The organism is Rhodococcus erythropolis R138, from assembly GCF_000696675.2.
GTDB lineage: Bacteria > Actinomycetota > Actinomycetes > Mycobacteriales > Mycobacteriaceae > Rhodococcus_F > Rhodococcus_F erythropolis.
Window position 1 is genome coordinate 3,909,684 of record NZ_CP007255.1, and the last position, 13,590, is coordinate 3,923,273.

Genomic DNA, 13,590 nt, shown 5'->3' on the forward strand with positions numbered 1-13,590 from the left:
CGATCACATCACGGGAGTGGACCGCCTGCAGCGATCGCAGACAGTGTCGCGAACTCGTCAGCCTTGAGCGACGCGCCGCCGACCAGAGCGCCGTCGACGTCAGTCTGGCCGACGATCTCTCCGACGTTCTTGGAGCTGACGCTGCCGCCGTACAGAACGCGAACGCCGGCTGCGACCTCGGCGTCGGCAAGTTCGGCAACTGTTGCTCGTACCGCAGCGCACACTTCCTGTGCATCAGCGGCAGAAGCGACACGGCCGGTACCGATAGCCCAAACAGGTTCGTACGCGATGACGATCTTGGAGATCTCCTCCGCGCTCAGGCCCGCCAACGAACCCTTGAGCTGGTCGACGTTGTAGGCAACGTGATCGCCCGCTTCGCGGATCTCGAGGCCTTCACCGATGCACACGATCGGCGTGAGGCCGTTCTTGAGAGCGGCTTTGGTCTTGGCGAGGACGGTCTCGTTGGTCTCACCGTGAAGGGTGCGACGCTCCGAGTGGCCGACCACGACGAAGGTGCATCCGAGCTTGGCCAGCATGGAGCCGCTGATCTCACCCGTGAACGCACCCGAGTCCTGAGCCGAGACATCCTGCGCGCCGTACGTGAGGAGGAGCTTGTCGCCCTCGATCAGCGTCTGGACGCTACGGATGTCGGTGAACGGCGGGATGACCGTGACGTCCACTTTGTCGAAGTACTTCGCAGGCAAGGAGAAAGCGATCTTCTGCACCAGGGCGATAGCCTCGAGGTGGTTCAGATTCATCTTCCAGTTGCCGGCGATCAACGGCTTACGTGCCATGTCGGATCAGCCTTCCAGTACTGCGATGCCAGGCAGCTCTTTGCCCTCGAGGTACTCGAGGGAAGCGCCACCACCGGTGGAAATGTGCGAGAAGCCCTCGTCCGGGATACCGAGCTGACGAACGGCCGCTGCGGAGTCGCCGCCACCGACGACGCTGAAGGCGCCCTTCTCGGTTGCCTCCACGATTGCCTCGGCGACACCGCGGGTGCCTGCCTCGAACTTCGGGAACTCGAACACGCCCATCGGGCCGTTCCAGAACACCGTCTTGGCGCCGGTCAGGATCGCGGCAAAGCGCTTGACCGACTCCGGTCCGATGTCCAGCCCCATCCAACCGTCGGGAATCTTGTCGAACGGAACGATCTTCGACTCGGCATCGGCCGAGAAGGAGTCCGCGACGACAACATCCTGAGGGATGTGGATGACGTCGGCGTACCGGTCGAGGAGACCCTTGCAGGTCTCGATCATGGACTCTTCGCACAGCGAATTGCCCACGGAGACACCCTGAGCCGCGAGGAACGTGTAGAACATTCCGCCGCCGATCACCAGAGTGTCGACCTTCGGTGCCAGTGCCTCGATGACGGCCAGCTTGTCCGAGACCTTGGAGCCACCGAGCACCACCGCGTACGGACGCGCAGCGTCCTGCGTGAGCTTGGCGAGCACCTCGACCTCGGCGCCGACCAGGTAACCGGCGTAATGCGGGAGCAGCTTCGCGACGTCGAAGACCGACGCCTGCTTACGGTGAACAACACCGAATCCGTCGGAGACGAATGCGCCGTCGTCACCGACCAGCTCGACGAGAGCCTTGGCGAGCTTGACCCGCTCGGCTTCGTCCTTGCTGGTCTCGCGAGGGTCGAAACGGATGTTCTCGAGCATCAGGACGTCACCATCGGTGAGTCCTTCGGAACGAGCCAGCGCGTCCTGTCCCACGACGTCACCGGCGAGTTGCACGTTGCGACCGAGGATTTCGGCCAACTTCGCAGCAACCGGTGCGAGGGAGAACTTGGGATCGGGCTGACCGTCGGGGCGCCCGAGGTGCGCGGTCACGATGACCTTCGCTCCACCCTCGGCAAGTGCCCGCAGGGTGGGAGCGGACGCGACGATGCGGCCCGGGTCCGTGATTTCTCCGCCATCCAACGGGACGTTGAGGTCGGAACGCACCAGTACGGTGCGCCCCTCGACCCCAGCGTCCAGCAGATCCTTCAGCGTCTGAACTGCCACTGTTATCGAAACTCCGCTCAGAGAGACTTGGCGACGAGGCCGATGAGGTCGGCGAGGCGGTTGGAGTAGCCCCACTCGTTGTCGTACCAGGAAACGATCTTGACCTGGTCGTCGATGACCTTCGTCAGACCCGAGTCGAAGATCGACGAGTGCGGGTCGGTGACGATGTCCGAGGAGACGATCGGTGCGTCGGTGTACTTCAGGATGCCCTTGAGGGGTCCTTCGGCAGCAGCCTTCATCGCGGCGTTGATCTCGTCGGCGGTGGCCGACTTCTTCAGGTTCGCGGTGAGGTCGGTGACCGAGCCCGTGGGGATCGGCACGCGCAGCGCGTAGCCGTCGAGCTTGCCGAGCAGCTGCGGGAGAACCAGGCCGATTGCCTTGGCTGCACCGGTGCCGGTGGGAACGATGTTGAGGGCAGCTGCGCGGGCGCGACGGAGGTCTGCGTGCGGAGCGTCCTGCAGGTTCTGATCCTGGGTGTACGCGTGGATCGTGGTCATCAGACCCTTGACGATGCCGAACTCGTCGTCGAGAACCTTGGCGATGGGGCCGAGGCAGTTGGTGGTGCACGACGCGTTGGAGATGATGTTCTGGCTGCCGTCGTACTTGTCGTCGTTGACGCCCATCACGATGGTGATGTCTTCACCCTTGGCCGGAGCCGAGATGATGACCTTCTTGGCGCCGGCTTCGAGGTGTCCCTTGGCCTTTGCGGCGTCGGTGAAGATGCCGGTGGACTCGACGACGACGTCGACGCCCAGCTCGCCCCAGGGAAGCTCGTTCAACGGGCCGCGGTGTGCGAGGGCCTTGATGCGCTGATCGCCGACGACGATCGTGTCGTCACCGTCGAGCGACACGTCGTACGGCAAACGGCCGAGGATGGAGTCGTACTTCAGCAGGTGAGCGAGCGTCGCGTTGTCAGTCAGGTCGTTGACTGCCACGATCTCGATATCGGTGGTTCCGAGCGCCTTCTGCGCATCCACCGCCCTGAAGAAGTTACGTCCGATACGGCCGAAACCGTTTACGCCAACCCGGACAGTCACAATTCGCTCCTTTGACCATGATTCTGGTGTGCAACTTGACCCACGCATACTCCGAATCCGTGTGTGCACGACGCGGACGTGGGGTTCATCGGTCGATGTGACTCATACCCTAATGCGCGTGGCCCGAACGTGCGCAGCCCACCCTGACGGAGGGCAGGTCACCCCTCTTCGAGTAGCTCCACATTCACTGCGGATTCGGTGTCGGGTATGCCCGTTTCCTTCGCCTTGCGATCAGCCATGGACAGCAGGCGACGGATACGTCCGGCAACGGCGTCCTTGGTCATCGGCGGGTCGGCCAACTGGCCGAGTTCTTCGAGGGACGCCTGCCGATGCTCGACGCGCAGTGCGCCCGCCGCCGCGAGGTGATCGGGCACGTCCTCGCCGAGGATCTCCAACGCACGCTCGACGCGCGCAGCAGCCGCAACGGCAGCGCGAGCAGAGCGTCGCAGGTTTGCGTCGTCGAAATTGGCGAGACGATTGGCGGTGGCGCGGACCTCGCGTCGCATCCGTCGCTCCTCCCACACCAGGCGTGTGTCCTGGGCTCCCATTCGGGTCAGGAGATCGCCGATGGCCTCACCGTCGCGGATCACCACACGATCCGTTCCGCGAACCTCACGTGCCTTCGCCGAGATCCCCAGACGCCGCGCAGCTCCGACCAGAGCAAGTGCAGCTTCCGGGCCGGGGCAGCTCACTTCGAGCGCCGACGAACGGCCGGGTTCGGTCAGGGAACCGTGCGCGAGGAACGCACCGCGCCAAGCTGCTTCGGCGTCGCCGACACTTCCGCCGACGACCTGCGCAGGCAAGCCGCGAACCGGGCGCCCGCGAAGATCGAGCAGTCCCGTCTGGCGCGCGAGGGCCTCACCCTCCTTCGCCACACGCACGATGTAGCGAGCGGATTTTCGAAGCCCGCCCGCACTGAGTACGTGCACATCGGCACTGTAGGTGAACAGGTCGAAAATCTCCCGGCGCAGACGTCGCGCCGTGGAGCCCAGATCCACCTCTGCTTCGACGACCACCCGGCCGCCGACGATGTGGAGCCCACCGGCAAAGCGCAGCAACGCGGAGACCTCTGCCTTGCGGCAGCTGACCTGAGTCACCACTAACCGGCTCAGTTCGTCCTTGACCTCCGCTGTCATTGCCACGAAGTGTTCTCCCTCTGTTCTTCGGATTGCTGTTCTTGCAGGGAAGACTGTGTCGAATCCCCTACTGCCGCACTGCTCGACAGTTCAGCCAGTACATCGGCCAGTTTTGCCGGATCGTGTACATGCGCTGCGCCCGGTGAGGTGTCCGCGACATCCGCGTACCTGACTTCGGCTGAAAATTGATCCGCCGCACGCTGCAGATGTTCACGTTCACGCCCGGCCGGTACCGACGCCGAGTCGACCACCACGTAGTCGACCCGAAAATCGGGCACGTGTTGGGAGAGTACGTGCAGGTGACGCTCTGCGGAGAATCCGGCGGTCTCCCCCGGCTCGGGTGCGAGATTGAGCACCAGCACCTTTCGAGCATTCGTCGACGACAGTGATTCGACAAGTTCGGGTACCAGTACGTGCGGGATCACGCTCGAGAACCACGATCCCGGGCCGAGAACCACGAGATCGGCACGATCGATCGCAGTCACAGCCTCGGGACACGCGGGCGGATTGGACGGGAGCAGTCTCACACGCCGAACCTTGCCCGGCGTGGTCGCGACGGCGACCTGTCCACGAATGCAGCGGCTGACGCGTGGGTCCTCTTCGAGTCCTTGAACGTCGGCTTCGATCTCGAGCGCGATCGGCGACATCGGCAGCACGCGGCCACGGATTCGCAGCAGTCGCGCCATCTCGTCGAGCGCGACGACCGGATCGCCGAGCACCTCGGTGAGTCCGGCCAGGATGAGATTGCCCACCGAGTGCCCGGCAAGTGCGCCGACACCGCCGAAGCGATGCTGAATGGTCCGAGTCCAGTCGACTATCTCGGGTTCGTCCGACGCGAGAGCCGCGAGCGCCATCCGGAGGTCGCCGGGCGGGATGACGCCGAGTTCGGCGCGCAGCCGGCCCGACGAACCACCGTCGTCGGCGACCGTGACCACTGCGGTGACGTCGACCGTCAGGCGTCTGACGGCCTGGAGCGTGGCGAACAATCCGTGCCCGCCGCCGAGCGCGACGATGGCCGGCCCATCTGGCTTCTCCCGCGAGCTATGTGTCGGTTCACTCATTCGCGCCCCAGATCCCGGTGCACGATGCTGACCGAGATGTCGTCCTCGGAACCCAAACGCCTCGCGAGAGCTTCGGACATGGCCACGCTTCGGTGCTTACCGCCGGTGCACCCGACCGCAATTGTCATGTAGCGCTTTCCTTCTCGCCGATATCCGGCGATCGTCAAATCCACCAGATGTCGGTAGGTGTCTAGGTAGTCTTCCGCACCCTCGCGGGACAACACGTAGTCGCGGACGTCGGCATCCTGACCGGTGTGCGGGCGAAGTTCAGGGATCCAGTGGGGATTGGGCAGGAATCGAACGTCACAGACGAGATCGGCGTCCATCGGCAGGCCGTACTTGAATCCGAACGACTGGACCGTCACCTTCATCGTGCGGTTGGCATCGTTCCCGAACGCCGTTTCGATCTTCTGACGCAACTGATGTGCCTTCAGCGCCGACGTGTCGATGACCAGATCGGCGGCCGCCTTCACCACGGCCAACTGCCGACGCTCGGCTGCGATCCCTTCGGACAACGTGCCGTCGATGCCGTCGTTCTGCAACGGATGACTGCGGCGCACCTGTTCGAACCGTCGGATCAACACGTCGTCGGATGCTTCGAGGTACAGCACCCGAGTGTGGATCGGCTCCGCCTCGAGTTCGGTGAGCACCCACCCGAGATCGCCGGTGAAGAGTCGACTCCGCACGTCGATCACGACGGCGAGACGATCGACCGGCGGATCGGAGGTCAAGCTCAGACCGACCATCCGGGAAATGAGCTCAGGTGGCAAATTGTCCGCGACATACCAGCCGAGGTCTTCGAGCACCTTGGCAGCGGTACTCAAACCAGCTCCGGACAATCCCGTCACCAGCAGGAAATCCATCGTTCGACTGTCTTTGGCGCTGTCGGTAGTCACTGTGCACTCGGCCCCGTCGTCGGCATGGACAATTCTCGCGACTCGGAGCCCTCGTCACCGCTACCGGATTCGGCGCTTGGCGCGTCAGCAGAGGTAACAGACGATTCGGATTCCTTGTCCAGCTCATCATCCCCTACCGCGGCTGGCAGCGCTCGAGCTTCAGCACCCGCATCGGCTGCAGCCGAATCCGTGCCGAGTGCGGCCAGAACTGCTGTGGCTGTGGTCTCACCGATACCGGGGACCTGCATGATCTCCTCGACCGTTGCCGTTTTCAGCTTCGCCACGGAACCGAAGTGAGCCACCAGAGCAGTACGGCGAGTTTCACCGAGCCCCTTGACCGAGTCCAGAGCCGAAGCCGTCATCCGCCTCGAGCGCTTGCTGCGATGGAACGTGATCGCGAAGCGGTGGGCTTCGTCTCGGATGCGTTGCAGGAGGTACAACGACTCGCTCGTTCGGGGAAGGATGACCGGATCTTCTTCTCCCGGTACCCATACCTCTTCGAGTCGCTTGGCCAAGCCGACTACCGCAACGTCGGTGACCCCCAGCTCGTCGAGGACCGCCGCTGCGGCCGTGACCTGGGGGGCGCCGCCGTCCACGACGAACAGATTGGGTGGATAGGCGAACCGCCGAGGCCGGCCCGTCGCCGGGTCGATCGCCGCTTCGGGAGCCAGATCCCCACCGTCCGCGTCCATGGTCGACGCCGAAGCAGCGAGAATGCCCAGGTCGCGGTTGTGTCGGAGGAACCGCCTGCGAGTGATCTCTGCGATACTCGCCACGTCGTCGGAATGACCGTCGCCGGCAGCTTCCTTGATCGCGTAATGGCGGTAGTCCGACTTACGCGGGAGCCCGTCTTCGAACACGACCAGTGACGCCACGACGTCGGTTCCCTGGACGTGACTGATGTCGATGCATTCGATTCGTAGCGGAGCCGAGTCCAGGTCCAGTGCTTCCTGGATGCCCTGAAGCGCCGCAGAACGCGAGGTGAAATCGCCGGCGCGCTTGAGCTTGTGCTGCGCCAGAGCCTCTTTCGCGTTTCGCTGGACCGTTTCGGCGAGGTCCTTCTTGTCGCCGCGTTGCGGAACCCGCAGTTGCACTTGCGATCCCCGAAGCTTGCTCAGCCACGCCTGGATCTCGGTCGCGTTGGCAGGCAGTACCGGCACGAGAACTTCCTTGGGAACGGCGCTGATCCCGGCCTCGGAGCCCGCTCCCGGGTCGAGTGCCGCCTGCTCACCGTAGAACTGGGTGAGGAACTGTTCGACCAGGATCGGCAGGTCGGACTCGGCGTCGAGTGCGGCCCAGTCGATGGCATCGCCTGCCTTCTCCACGACCCATCCACGCTGACCCCGCACGCGTCCGCCGCGCACGTGGAACACCTGAACGGCGGCTTCGAGATCATCGGTTGCAAAGGCGACGAGATCGGCGTCGGTGCCGTCACCGAGTACGACGGCCTGCTTCTCGAGCGCCTTGCGCAAAGCGCCGATATCGTCACGCAGACGGGCCGCGGTCTCGAAGTCGAGGTCCTCTGAAGCCTGCTGCATGCGCTTTTCGAGATCTTTGACCAGCTTGTCCGTGCGGCCGGCGAGGAAGTCGCAGAAATCTTCGACGATCTGACGATGCTCCTCGGCGCTGACTCGCCCGACGCAGGGCGCCGAGCACTTGTCGATGTAGCCGAGCAGACACGGCCGGCCGATCTGGTTGTGTCGTTTGAAGACTCCGGACGAGCACGTTCGTGCGGGAAACACTCGCAGCAGCAGATCGAGTGTTTCGCGGATGGCCCAGGCATGGGAGTAGGGACCGAAGTAGCGGACGCCCTTGCGCCGCGGACCGCGGTAGACAAACAGCCGCGGGAACTCTTCGTTGAGCGTCACGGCGAGAACCGGATACGTCTTGTCGTCGCGGTACCGCACGTTGAACCGCGGATCGAATTCCTTGATCCAGTTGTACTCGAGCTGAAGCGCTTCGACTTCGGTACTGACGACGGTCCACTCGACGCTGCCGGCGGTGGTCACCATCTGCCGAGTACGGGGATGAAGTGTCGTGACGTCCGCGAAGTACGAGTTCAAACGTGAACGGAGGCTTTTCGCCTTTCCGACGTAAATGACCCGACCATGCGGATCGCGAAATTTGTAGACGCCCGGCGCAGCCGGAATGGTTCCGGTAGCGGGGCGGTAAGTCGAGGGATCCGGCACGGTTTCAGGTTAGTCGCCGCCACCGACCGACTCGGAAACGCGCAGGATGCGGGCACCGAACCGGTCGGAAGACGTCAGTTGCTCTTGTGCGCGACCGGTGCGTAGCGGTCGGCCAGTTCGCGGAACTTGCCGACCGTGTCGACGGCGTACTCGCGGTCGTTGGACTGGATCGCCATCACTGCCATGTACTCGTCGTCGGGCAATTCGATGCGTGCCCAGGCGGCGCCGTCGGGGAACGAGAGTCCCTCGAACAGATCCCAGTCGACGATCTTCTCGCCCAAGATGTTTCGTACGGCGATTCCCTGCTTGCCCACCTTGACCCGGGGCCGCGTCAACATCAGTACACCGAGAGCCAGAATGGTGCCGATGCCTGCCATCGCAAGTTGGTCCGCGGCGCGGAAGTACACGCCGGTGGACCCCTGGCGGAGCAGGAGTGCAAGTGTGACGTGAACGATCACCAGGAGGACAGCAACTCCGATCGCGTATCGCGTCGACTTACGCGGTGACGCAATCAGTTCCCAGTTCTCGTTGTCGCCGGGTGTACTCATCGAAACGAATCCTCGGTCCATGGTGCTCGGAGATGGCGCAGGGTCACTGCGGTGTCCAGTGCGGCGGCGCAGGCCTGTGCGCCCTTGTCCTCGACGCTACCCGGCAGCCCCGAACGGTCAAGAGCCTGCTGCTCGGTGTCGGTGGTCAGGACACCGTTCCCCACGGGAGTGCTTTCGTCGAGTGAGACGCGTGTAAGGCCCGCGGTGACCGCGTCGCACACGTACTCGAAGTGCGGCGTGCCGCCGCGGATGACAACACCGAGAGCGACGACGGCGTCGTGCGTGCGAGCCAATGCCTGCGCAACGACCGGCAGTTCGATCGCACCGGCGACACGGACCAGTGTCACGTCCTTGATCTGTGCCTCCTGCGCGACGCGCTGCGCGCCGGCGATCAGAGCCTCGGAGATCGTCGCGTGCCACTGCCCGGCAACGATCGCCAGCTTCAGGTCCTTGGCCTCGGCGATCGCGAGCTTCGGCTGACCTTCGCCGCTCACAGTGCGGTTCCCGGCTGTGCGGTGTTCTGGTTCGCCTCGTACTCGTCCAGTCCGATCAGATCGTGACCCATCCGATCGCGCTTGGTGCGCAGGTAGGTGAGGTTCTCCGCATTCGCGCGCAGCGGCATCGGAACGCGATCGGTGATCTGCAGGCCGTAGCCGTCCAGACCCACACGCTTGGCCGGGTTGTTGGTCAGCAGACGCATCGACGAGATCCCCAGATCGACGAGGATCTGCGCACCGATGCCGTAGTCGCGGGCGTCCGCCGGTAGCCCGAGTTCGAGATTGGCGTCGACTGTGTCGGAACCGGCGTCCTGGAGCTGGTAGGCCTGCAGCTTGTGCATGAGGCCGATGCCACGACCCTCGTGTCCGCGCATGTACAGGACAACGCCGCGGCCTTCCTGGGCGACCATGTCCAGTGCGGCGTCGAGCTGCGGGCCGCAATCGCACCGCAGCGAACCGAAGACGTCGCCGGTGAGGCACTCGGAGTGAACGCGGACGAGTACGTCGCTACCGTCTCCGTCGGGGCCTGCGATGTCGCCGCGCACCAGCGCAACGTGCTCGACCTCGTCGTAGATGCTGGTGTAGCCGACAGCGGTGAACTCACCGTGGCGGGTGGGGATGCGCGCCTCGGCGATGCGCAGTACGTGCTTCTCGTGCTTGCGACGCCACGCGATGAGGTCCGCGATCGAGATCAGAGCAAGGTTGTGTTCGTCGGCGAAGACTCGCAACTCGTCGGTCTGAGCCATCGCGCCTTCGTCCTTCTGGCTGACGATTTCGCAGATGACGCCGGCGGGACGCAGGTCCGCCATGCGGGCGAGGTCGACTGCAGCTTCCGTGTGGCCCGGACGACGCAGCACTCCGCCTTCCTTCGCGCGGAGCGGAACGACGTGGCCGGGACGAGTGAAATCGTTGGCACCGGATTCGGGGTTGGCGAGCAGACGCATCGTCGCAGCGCGGTCCGACGCCGAGATGCCGGTACCGATTCCCTCACGGGCGTCGACGGTCACGGTGTAGGCGGTGCCGTGCTTGTCCTGGTTGGTGGCGTACATCGGGGGCAGGCCCAGCCGATCGCAATCGTCACCGTCGAGCGGCACGCACAGGTAGCCGGAGGTGTACCTGACCATGAACGCCACCAGTTCCGGGGTGGCTTTCTCGGCGGCGAAGATGAGGTCGCCCTCGTTCTCGCGATCCTCGTCGTCCACGACGACAACAGCTTTACCTGCAGCGATATCTGCTACTGCGCGCTCGATACTGTCGAACCTGGTCACGTGCTCGCACTCCAAAGTCTTGACTTTTAACATCATCGAATACAACAAGTGCATCCGACGGATGCACTGACAACCCTACGACCAATCGGACGGGTCCGATCAGCCTGGTCCTACCGACCGGCAGAGTGAAGCCGCTCGACGTACTTGGCGATCACGTCCACCTCGAGGTTGACCGGCGTACCGACCACAGCGGTTCCGAGCGTCGTCAACTCGAGCGTTGTCGGGATCAGCGAGATCTCGAAGTACTCGAACCCGCGGTCGCCACCCAGCGCGGAGACCGTCAGCGAGACTCCGTCGACAGTGATCGAACCCTTCTCCACCACGTATCGGGAAATGGAGTCCGGCAGTGCGATCCGCACTACCTCCCAGTTCTCGGAAGGCGAGCGGGAAATGACGTGGCCAGTTCCGTCGACGTGCCCTTGAACCAAGTGGCCGCCGAGTCGACTGTTCAGCGCCGCGGCGCGCTCGAGGTTGACGCGAGAGCCGACATCCAACTTCGCCAGGCTCGAGCGGTTCAGCGTTTCCTGCATGACGTCTGCGGTGAACGAACCGTCGGCAAGCACATCGACGACCGTCAGGCACACGCCGTTGACCGCGATCGAATCGCCGTGACCGGCGTCGGAGGTGACCAGTGGCCCGCGCACCGTGAAGCGTGCAGCATCGACCAGTTCTTCCTTGGCGACAATTTCGCCGAGTTCTTCCACAATTCCTGTGAACACGCGCCCTACTCCTCGTTCCCCGGAGCAGAACTCTCCGGAACCAGACTCAACAAAATATCGGGGCCGATCGTTACCGCGGACTCCAAACGGAATCGGTGAGCGTCGGTGATGGTGTGCACTCCGGCATCGACGAGCGCGGAAGCGCCCGCGCCGAGCAGTATCGGAGCGATGTACGCCTCGATGACGTCGACATATCCGGCGGCGAGGAATGCTCCGGCCAGACGGGGCCCACCCTCGAGCAGTACGTCTGTGTACTCCCCCAACGCCTCGACTACTTCGTCGATATTGTCGGTGTTGAGCACCAAAGTCGGTGCGGTGTCATCGAGAACGCTTGCCGTCGAAGGTATTTCACGCTTTCCGACGACGACGCGTACGGGCTGATGCGCCGCGAGCTCACCGGTGGGCTGACGCGCCGTCAGCCACGGATCATCGGCGAACACGGTGCCGGTGCCGACCACGATCGCATCGATCTGCGCCCGCTGAGCATGCACGCGCGCCCTCGCCTGCGGACCGGTGATCCACTGACTCGTTCCGTCCTCGGCAGCGCTGCGTCCGTCCAGACTGGCCGCGTACTTCCACGTGATGTGCGGGCGACCGGTGCGCTGTTTGTGCAGCCAGGCTCGCAGTGGACCAGCTTCCACCTCGGGTGCTCTCAGTCCGGCCGTGACGCTGATTCCAGCGCGCATGAGCGTCGCTGCGCCGCCGGAAGCCTCGGGATTGGGATCACCGACTGCGTAGACGACCGCCGAGACCCCGGCGTCGATCAATGCCTGCGAGCAAGGGCCGGTTCGCCCCTGGTGATTGCACGGTTCCAGTGTCACCACGGCCGTTCCACCACGTGCCGCATCGCCAGCCTCGTCGAGAGCCACGACCTCCGCGTGCGGTCCACCGGGCGGTTGCGTCATACCGACGCCCGCGATGGTGCCGTCGGCGGCGAGGATGACAGCGCCGACCGGCGGGTTGGGGCTGGTGAATCCGCGCGCAGAATCGGCTGCGGCCAGCGCAATCTGCATCGCGGCGTCAAGATCAGCCGTCGACGCCTGTCCACCCTTTGCCATCGAGCGGCTCAGACCGACAGCGTCAGGTGCGGCGACGCCGAGGCGGCCTGCGCGCGTAGCTTGCGCACCGCCTCACCGGGATCACTCGCCCCGTACACCGCCGAACCGGCGACGAAGCAGTCGATCCCTGCTTCAGCGGCCTGCTCGATCGTGGAAGCGTTGATGCCGCCGTCGATTTCGACGAGGAGCGTCAGCTCACCCGAGTCGACGAGCTTTCGAACTGCGCGTGCCTTGTCGAGCACCTGAGGCATGAAGGACTGACCACCGAATCCGGGTTCGACGCTCATGATCAAGAGGGTGTCGAAGTCCTTGAGGATTTCCAGGTAGTCGTCGATCGGGGTTCCAGGCTTGATGCTCAGCCCCGCCTTGGCACCAGCTGCACGAATATCGCGGGCAACCGAACGCGGGTCGTCGGTGGCCTCGGCGTGGAACGTGACGTTGTACGCACCGGCCTCGGCGTACGGCGGCGCCCAGCGCTCCGGATTCTCGATCATGAGATGGCAGTCGAGAGGAATGTCCGTCGCCTTCAGCAGACTCTCGACCACCGGCAGACCCAGCGTGAGATTGGGAACAAAATGCGCGTCCATCACGTCGACGTGAAGCCAGTCGGAGCCGGACACGGCAGTCGCTTCATCGGCGAGTCGAGCAAAATCTGCGGACAAAATGGACGGTGCAATCATCGGGGAAGCCACGCCGCCGAGTTTAGCTGTGACTCATCGCCGACCGTGCATGCACATCGGCTGTGCTTCATCGCCGACCGTGCATGCACATCGGAGCCGGTGAAATCCGATCAGTTCTTGACGACGGTGCGGAGCTTTCGCACCTTGGCGGGCGCCTTGATCCGCCACGCATCTTCGAGCATCTCGCCCAACTGCACCTCGTCGATCAGTTCGAGGTGCACGAGGATCGATCCGTGCCCGTGATAGTGATCTGTGGTGAAGAAAGCCGCCTCGCCACTGGCGAGTAGCGCCTCCTTCTCGTCCAGACCGCACATCACGACCAAAGCGCCCTCCGCTTCGGTGCGGAGCCGCGCAAAAGTTTTACCTGCCACCTTGAGTGCCGGGGTGTTGTACGAGGTCGACTCTTCCACGGAGGGAAGAGCCGAACCCAGTACTACAACCTGTTCCCACGTAACCATGTAGGCACCATACGACTACCGATGCCCAGAA

The 13,590-nt window shown here is 64.0% G+C and carries 14 protein-coding genes; all 14 read right to left on the reverse strand.

The features are described from left to right. Window positions 1–8: 8 nt before the first annotated feature. The 14 genes from tpiA to H351_RS17860 all read right to left on the reverse strand — a co-directional run bounded on the left by tpiA (window position 9) and on the right by H351_RS17860 (window position 13,559). On the reverse strand, window positions 9–794 hold the full coding sequence (gene tpiA, locus H351_RS17795) for a triose-phosphate isomerase (RefSeq protein ID WP_019748390.1): 786 nt from the start codon (window positions 792–794) through the stop codon (window positions 9–11). A gap of 6 nt (window positions 795–800) precedes the next feature. Beyond that, complete coding sequence (locus H351_RS17800; protein WP_019748389.1) at window positions 801–2,012, reverse strand: phosphoglycerate kinase; 1,212 nt, start codon at window positions 2,010–2,012, stop codon at window positions 801–803. Window positions 2,013–2,029: 17 nt separating this feature from the next. Continuing rightward, entirely contained in the window at window positions 2,030–3,049 is a 1,020-nt protein-coding gene (gene gap, locus H351_RS17805; RefSeq protein ID WP_003944851.1) for a type I glyceraldehyde-3-phosphate dehydrogenase, read from the reverse strand. A 158-nt stretch (window positions 3,050–3,207) separates the two neighbouring features. After that, window positions 3,208–4,185 (reverse strand): DNA-binding protein WhiA, encoded by a 978-nt coding sequence (whiA, locus tag H351_RS17810; RefSeq protein ID WP_021344225.1) that lies wholly within the window; start codon window positions 4,183–4,185, stop codon window positions 3,208–3,210. Beyond that, a complete protein-coding gene (locus tag H351_RS17815; protein ID WP_029255332.1) occupies window positions 4,182–5,246 on the reverse strand; it encodes a gluconeogenesis factor YvcK family protein in 1,065 nt (354 codons plus the stop codon). Before H351_RS17815 ends, whiA begins: the two co-directional genes overlap by 4 nt. Then, window positions 5,243–6,142 (reverse strand): RNase adapter RapZ, encoded by a 900-nt coding sequence (gene rapZ / locus H351_RS17820; RefSeq protein WP_003944872.1) that lies wholly within the window; start codon window positions 6,140–6,142, stop codon window positions 5,243–5,245. Before rapZ ends, H351_RS17815 begins: the two co-directional genes overlap by 4 nt. Beyond that, window positions 6,139–8,331 carry an excinuclease ABC subunit UvrC gene (gene uvrC / locus H351_RS17825; RefSeq protein WP_019748387.1) on the reverse strand — a complete coding sequence of 731 codons (2,193 nt, stop codon included), beginning with the start codon at window positions 8,329–8,331 and terminating at the stop codon, window positions 6,139–6,141. The genes rapZ and uvrC overlap by 4 nt, the downstream gene beginning before the upstream one ends. A gap of 74 nt (window positions 8,332–8,405) precedes the next feature. Continuing rightward, entirely contained in the window at window positions 8,406–8,879 is a 474-nt protein-coding gene (locus H351_RS17830; protein WP_007727982.1) for a PH domain-containing protein, read from the reverse strand. Then, complete coding sequence (gene ribH, locus H351_RS17835) at window positions 8,876–9,373, reverse strand: 6,7-dimethyl-8-ribityllumazine synthase (protein ID WP_020907710.1); 498 nt, start codon at window positions 9,371–9,373, stop codon at window positions 8,876–8,878. The genes H351_RS17830 and ribH overlap by 4 nt, the downstream gene beginning before the upstream one ends. Next, a complete protein-coding gene (locus tag H351_RS17840) occupies window positions 9,370–10,644 on the reverse strand; it encodes a bifunctional 3,4-dihydroxy-2-butanone-4-phosphate synthase/GTP cyclohydrolase II (protein ID WP_003944833.1) in 1,275 nt (424 codons plus the stop codon). Before H351_RS17840 ends, ribH begins: the two co-directional genes overlap by 4 nt. A 110-nt stretch (window positions 10,645–10,754) precedes the next feature. After that, the gene (locus tag H351_RS17845; protein ID WP_003944892.1) at window positions 10,755–11,363 is read right to left on the reverse strand and encodes a riboflavin synthase; all 609 of its coding nucleotides are present in this window, start codon (window positions 11,361–11,363) and stop codon (window positions 10,755–10,757) included. Window positions 11,364–11,368: 5 nt separating this feature from the next. Continuing rightward, the gene (gene ribD / locus H351_RS17850; protein ID WP_019748385.1) at window positions 11,369–12,421 is read right to left on the reverse strand and encodes a bifunctional diaminohydroxyphosphoribosylaminopyrimidine deaminase/5-amino-6-(5-phosphoribosylamino)uracil reductase RibD; all 1,053 of its coding nucleotides are present in this window, start codon (window positions 12,419–12,421) and stop codon (window positions 11,369–11,371) included. 8 nt (window positions 12,422–12,429) lie between these two features. Continuing rightward, window positions 12,430–13,113, reverse strand: coding sequence for a ribulose-phosphate 3-epimerase (rpe, locus tag H351_RS17855; RefSeq protein WP_019748384.1), 684 nt, complete (start codon window positions 13,111–13,113; stop codon window positions 12,430–12,432). 98 nt (window positions 13,114–13,211) lie between these two features. Further along, complete coding sequence (locus H351_RS17860) at window positions 13,212–13,559, reverse strand: MmcQ/YjbR family DNA-binding protein (protein WP_019748383.1); 348 nt, start codon at window positions 13,557–13,559, stop codon at window positions 13,212–13,214. Window positions 13,560–13,590 lie beyond the last annotated feature (31 nt).

Bases quoted from the DNA above. Each gene is read 5' to 3' on its own strand.
- tpiA (WP_019748390.1), bottom strand. From the start codon at position 794: ATGGCACGTAAGCCGTTGATCGCCGGCAACTGGAAGATGAATCTGAAC.
- whiA (WP_021344225.1), bottom strand. From the start codon at position 4,185: ATGACAGCGGAGGTCAAGGACGAACTGAGCCGGTTAGTGGTGACTCAG.
- H351_RS17815 (WP_029255332.1), bottom strand. From the start codon at position 5,246: ATGAGTGAACCGACACATAGCTCGCGGGAGAAGCCAGATGGGCCGGCC.
- H351_RS17830 (WP_007727982.1), bottom strand. From the start codon at position 8,879: ATGAGTACACCCGGCGACAACGAGAACTGGGAACTGATTGCGTCACCG.
- ribD (WP_019748385.1), bottom strand. From the start codon at position 12,421: ATGGCAAAGGGTGGACAGGCGTCGACGGCTGATCTTGACGCCGCGATG.
- H351_RS17860 (WP_019748383.1), bottom strand. From the start codon at position 13,559: ATGGTTACGTGGGAACAGGTTGTAGTACTGGGTTCGGCTCTTCCCTCC.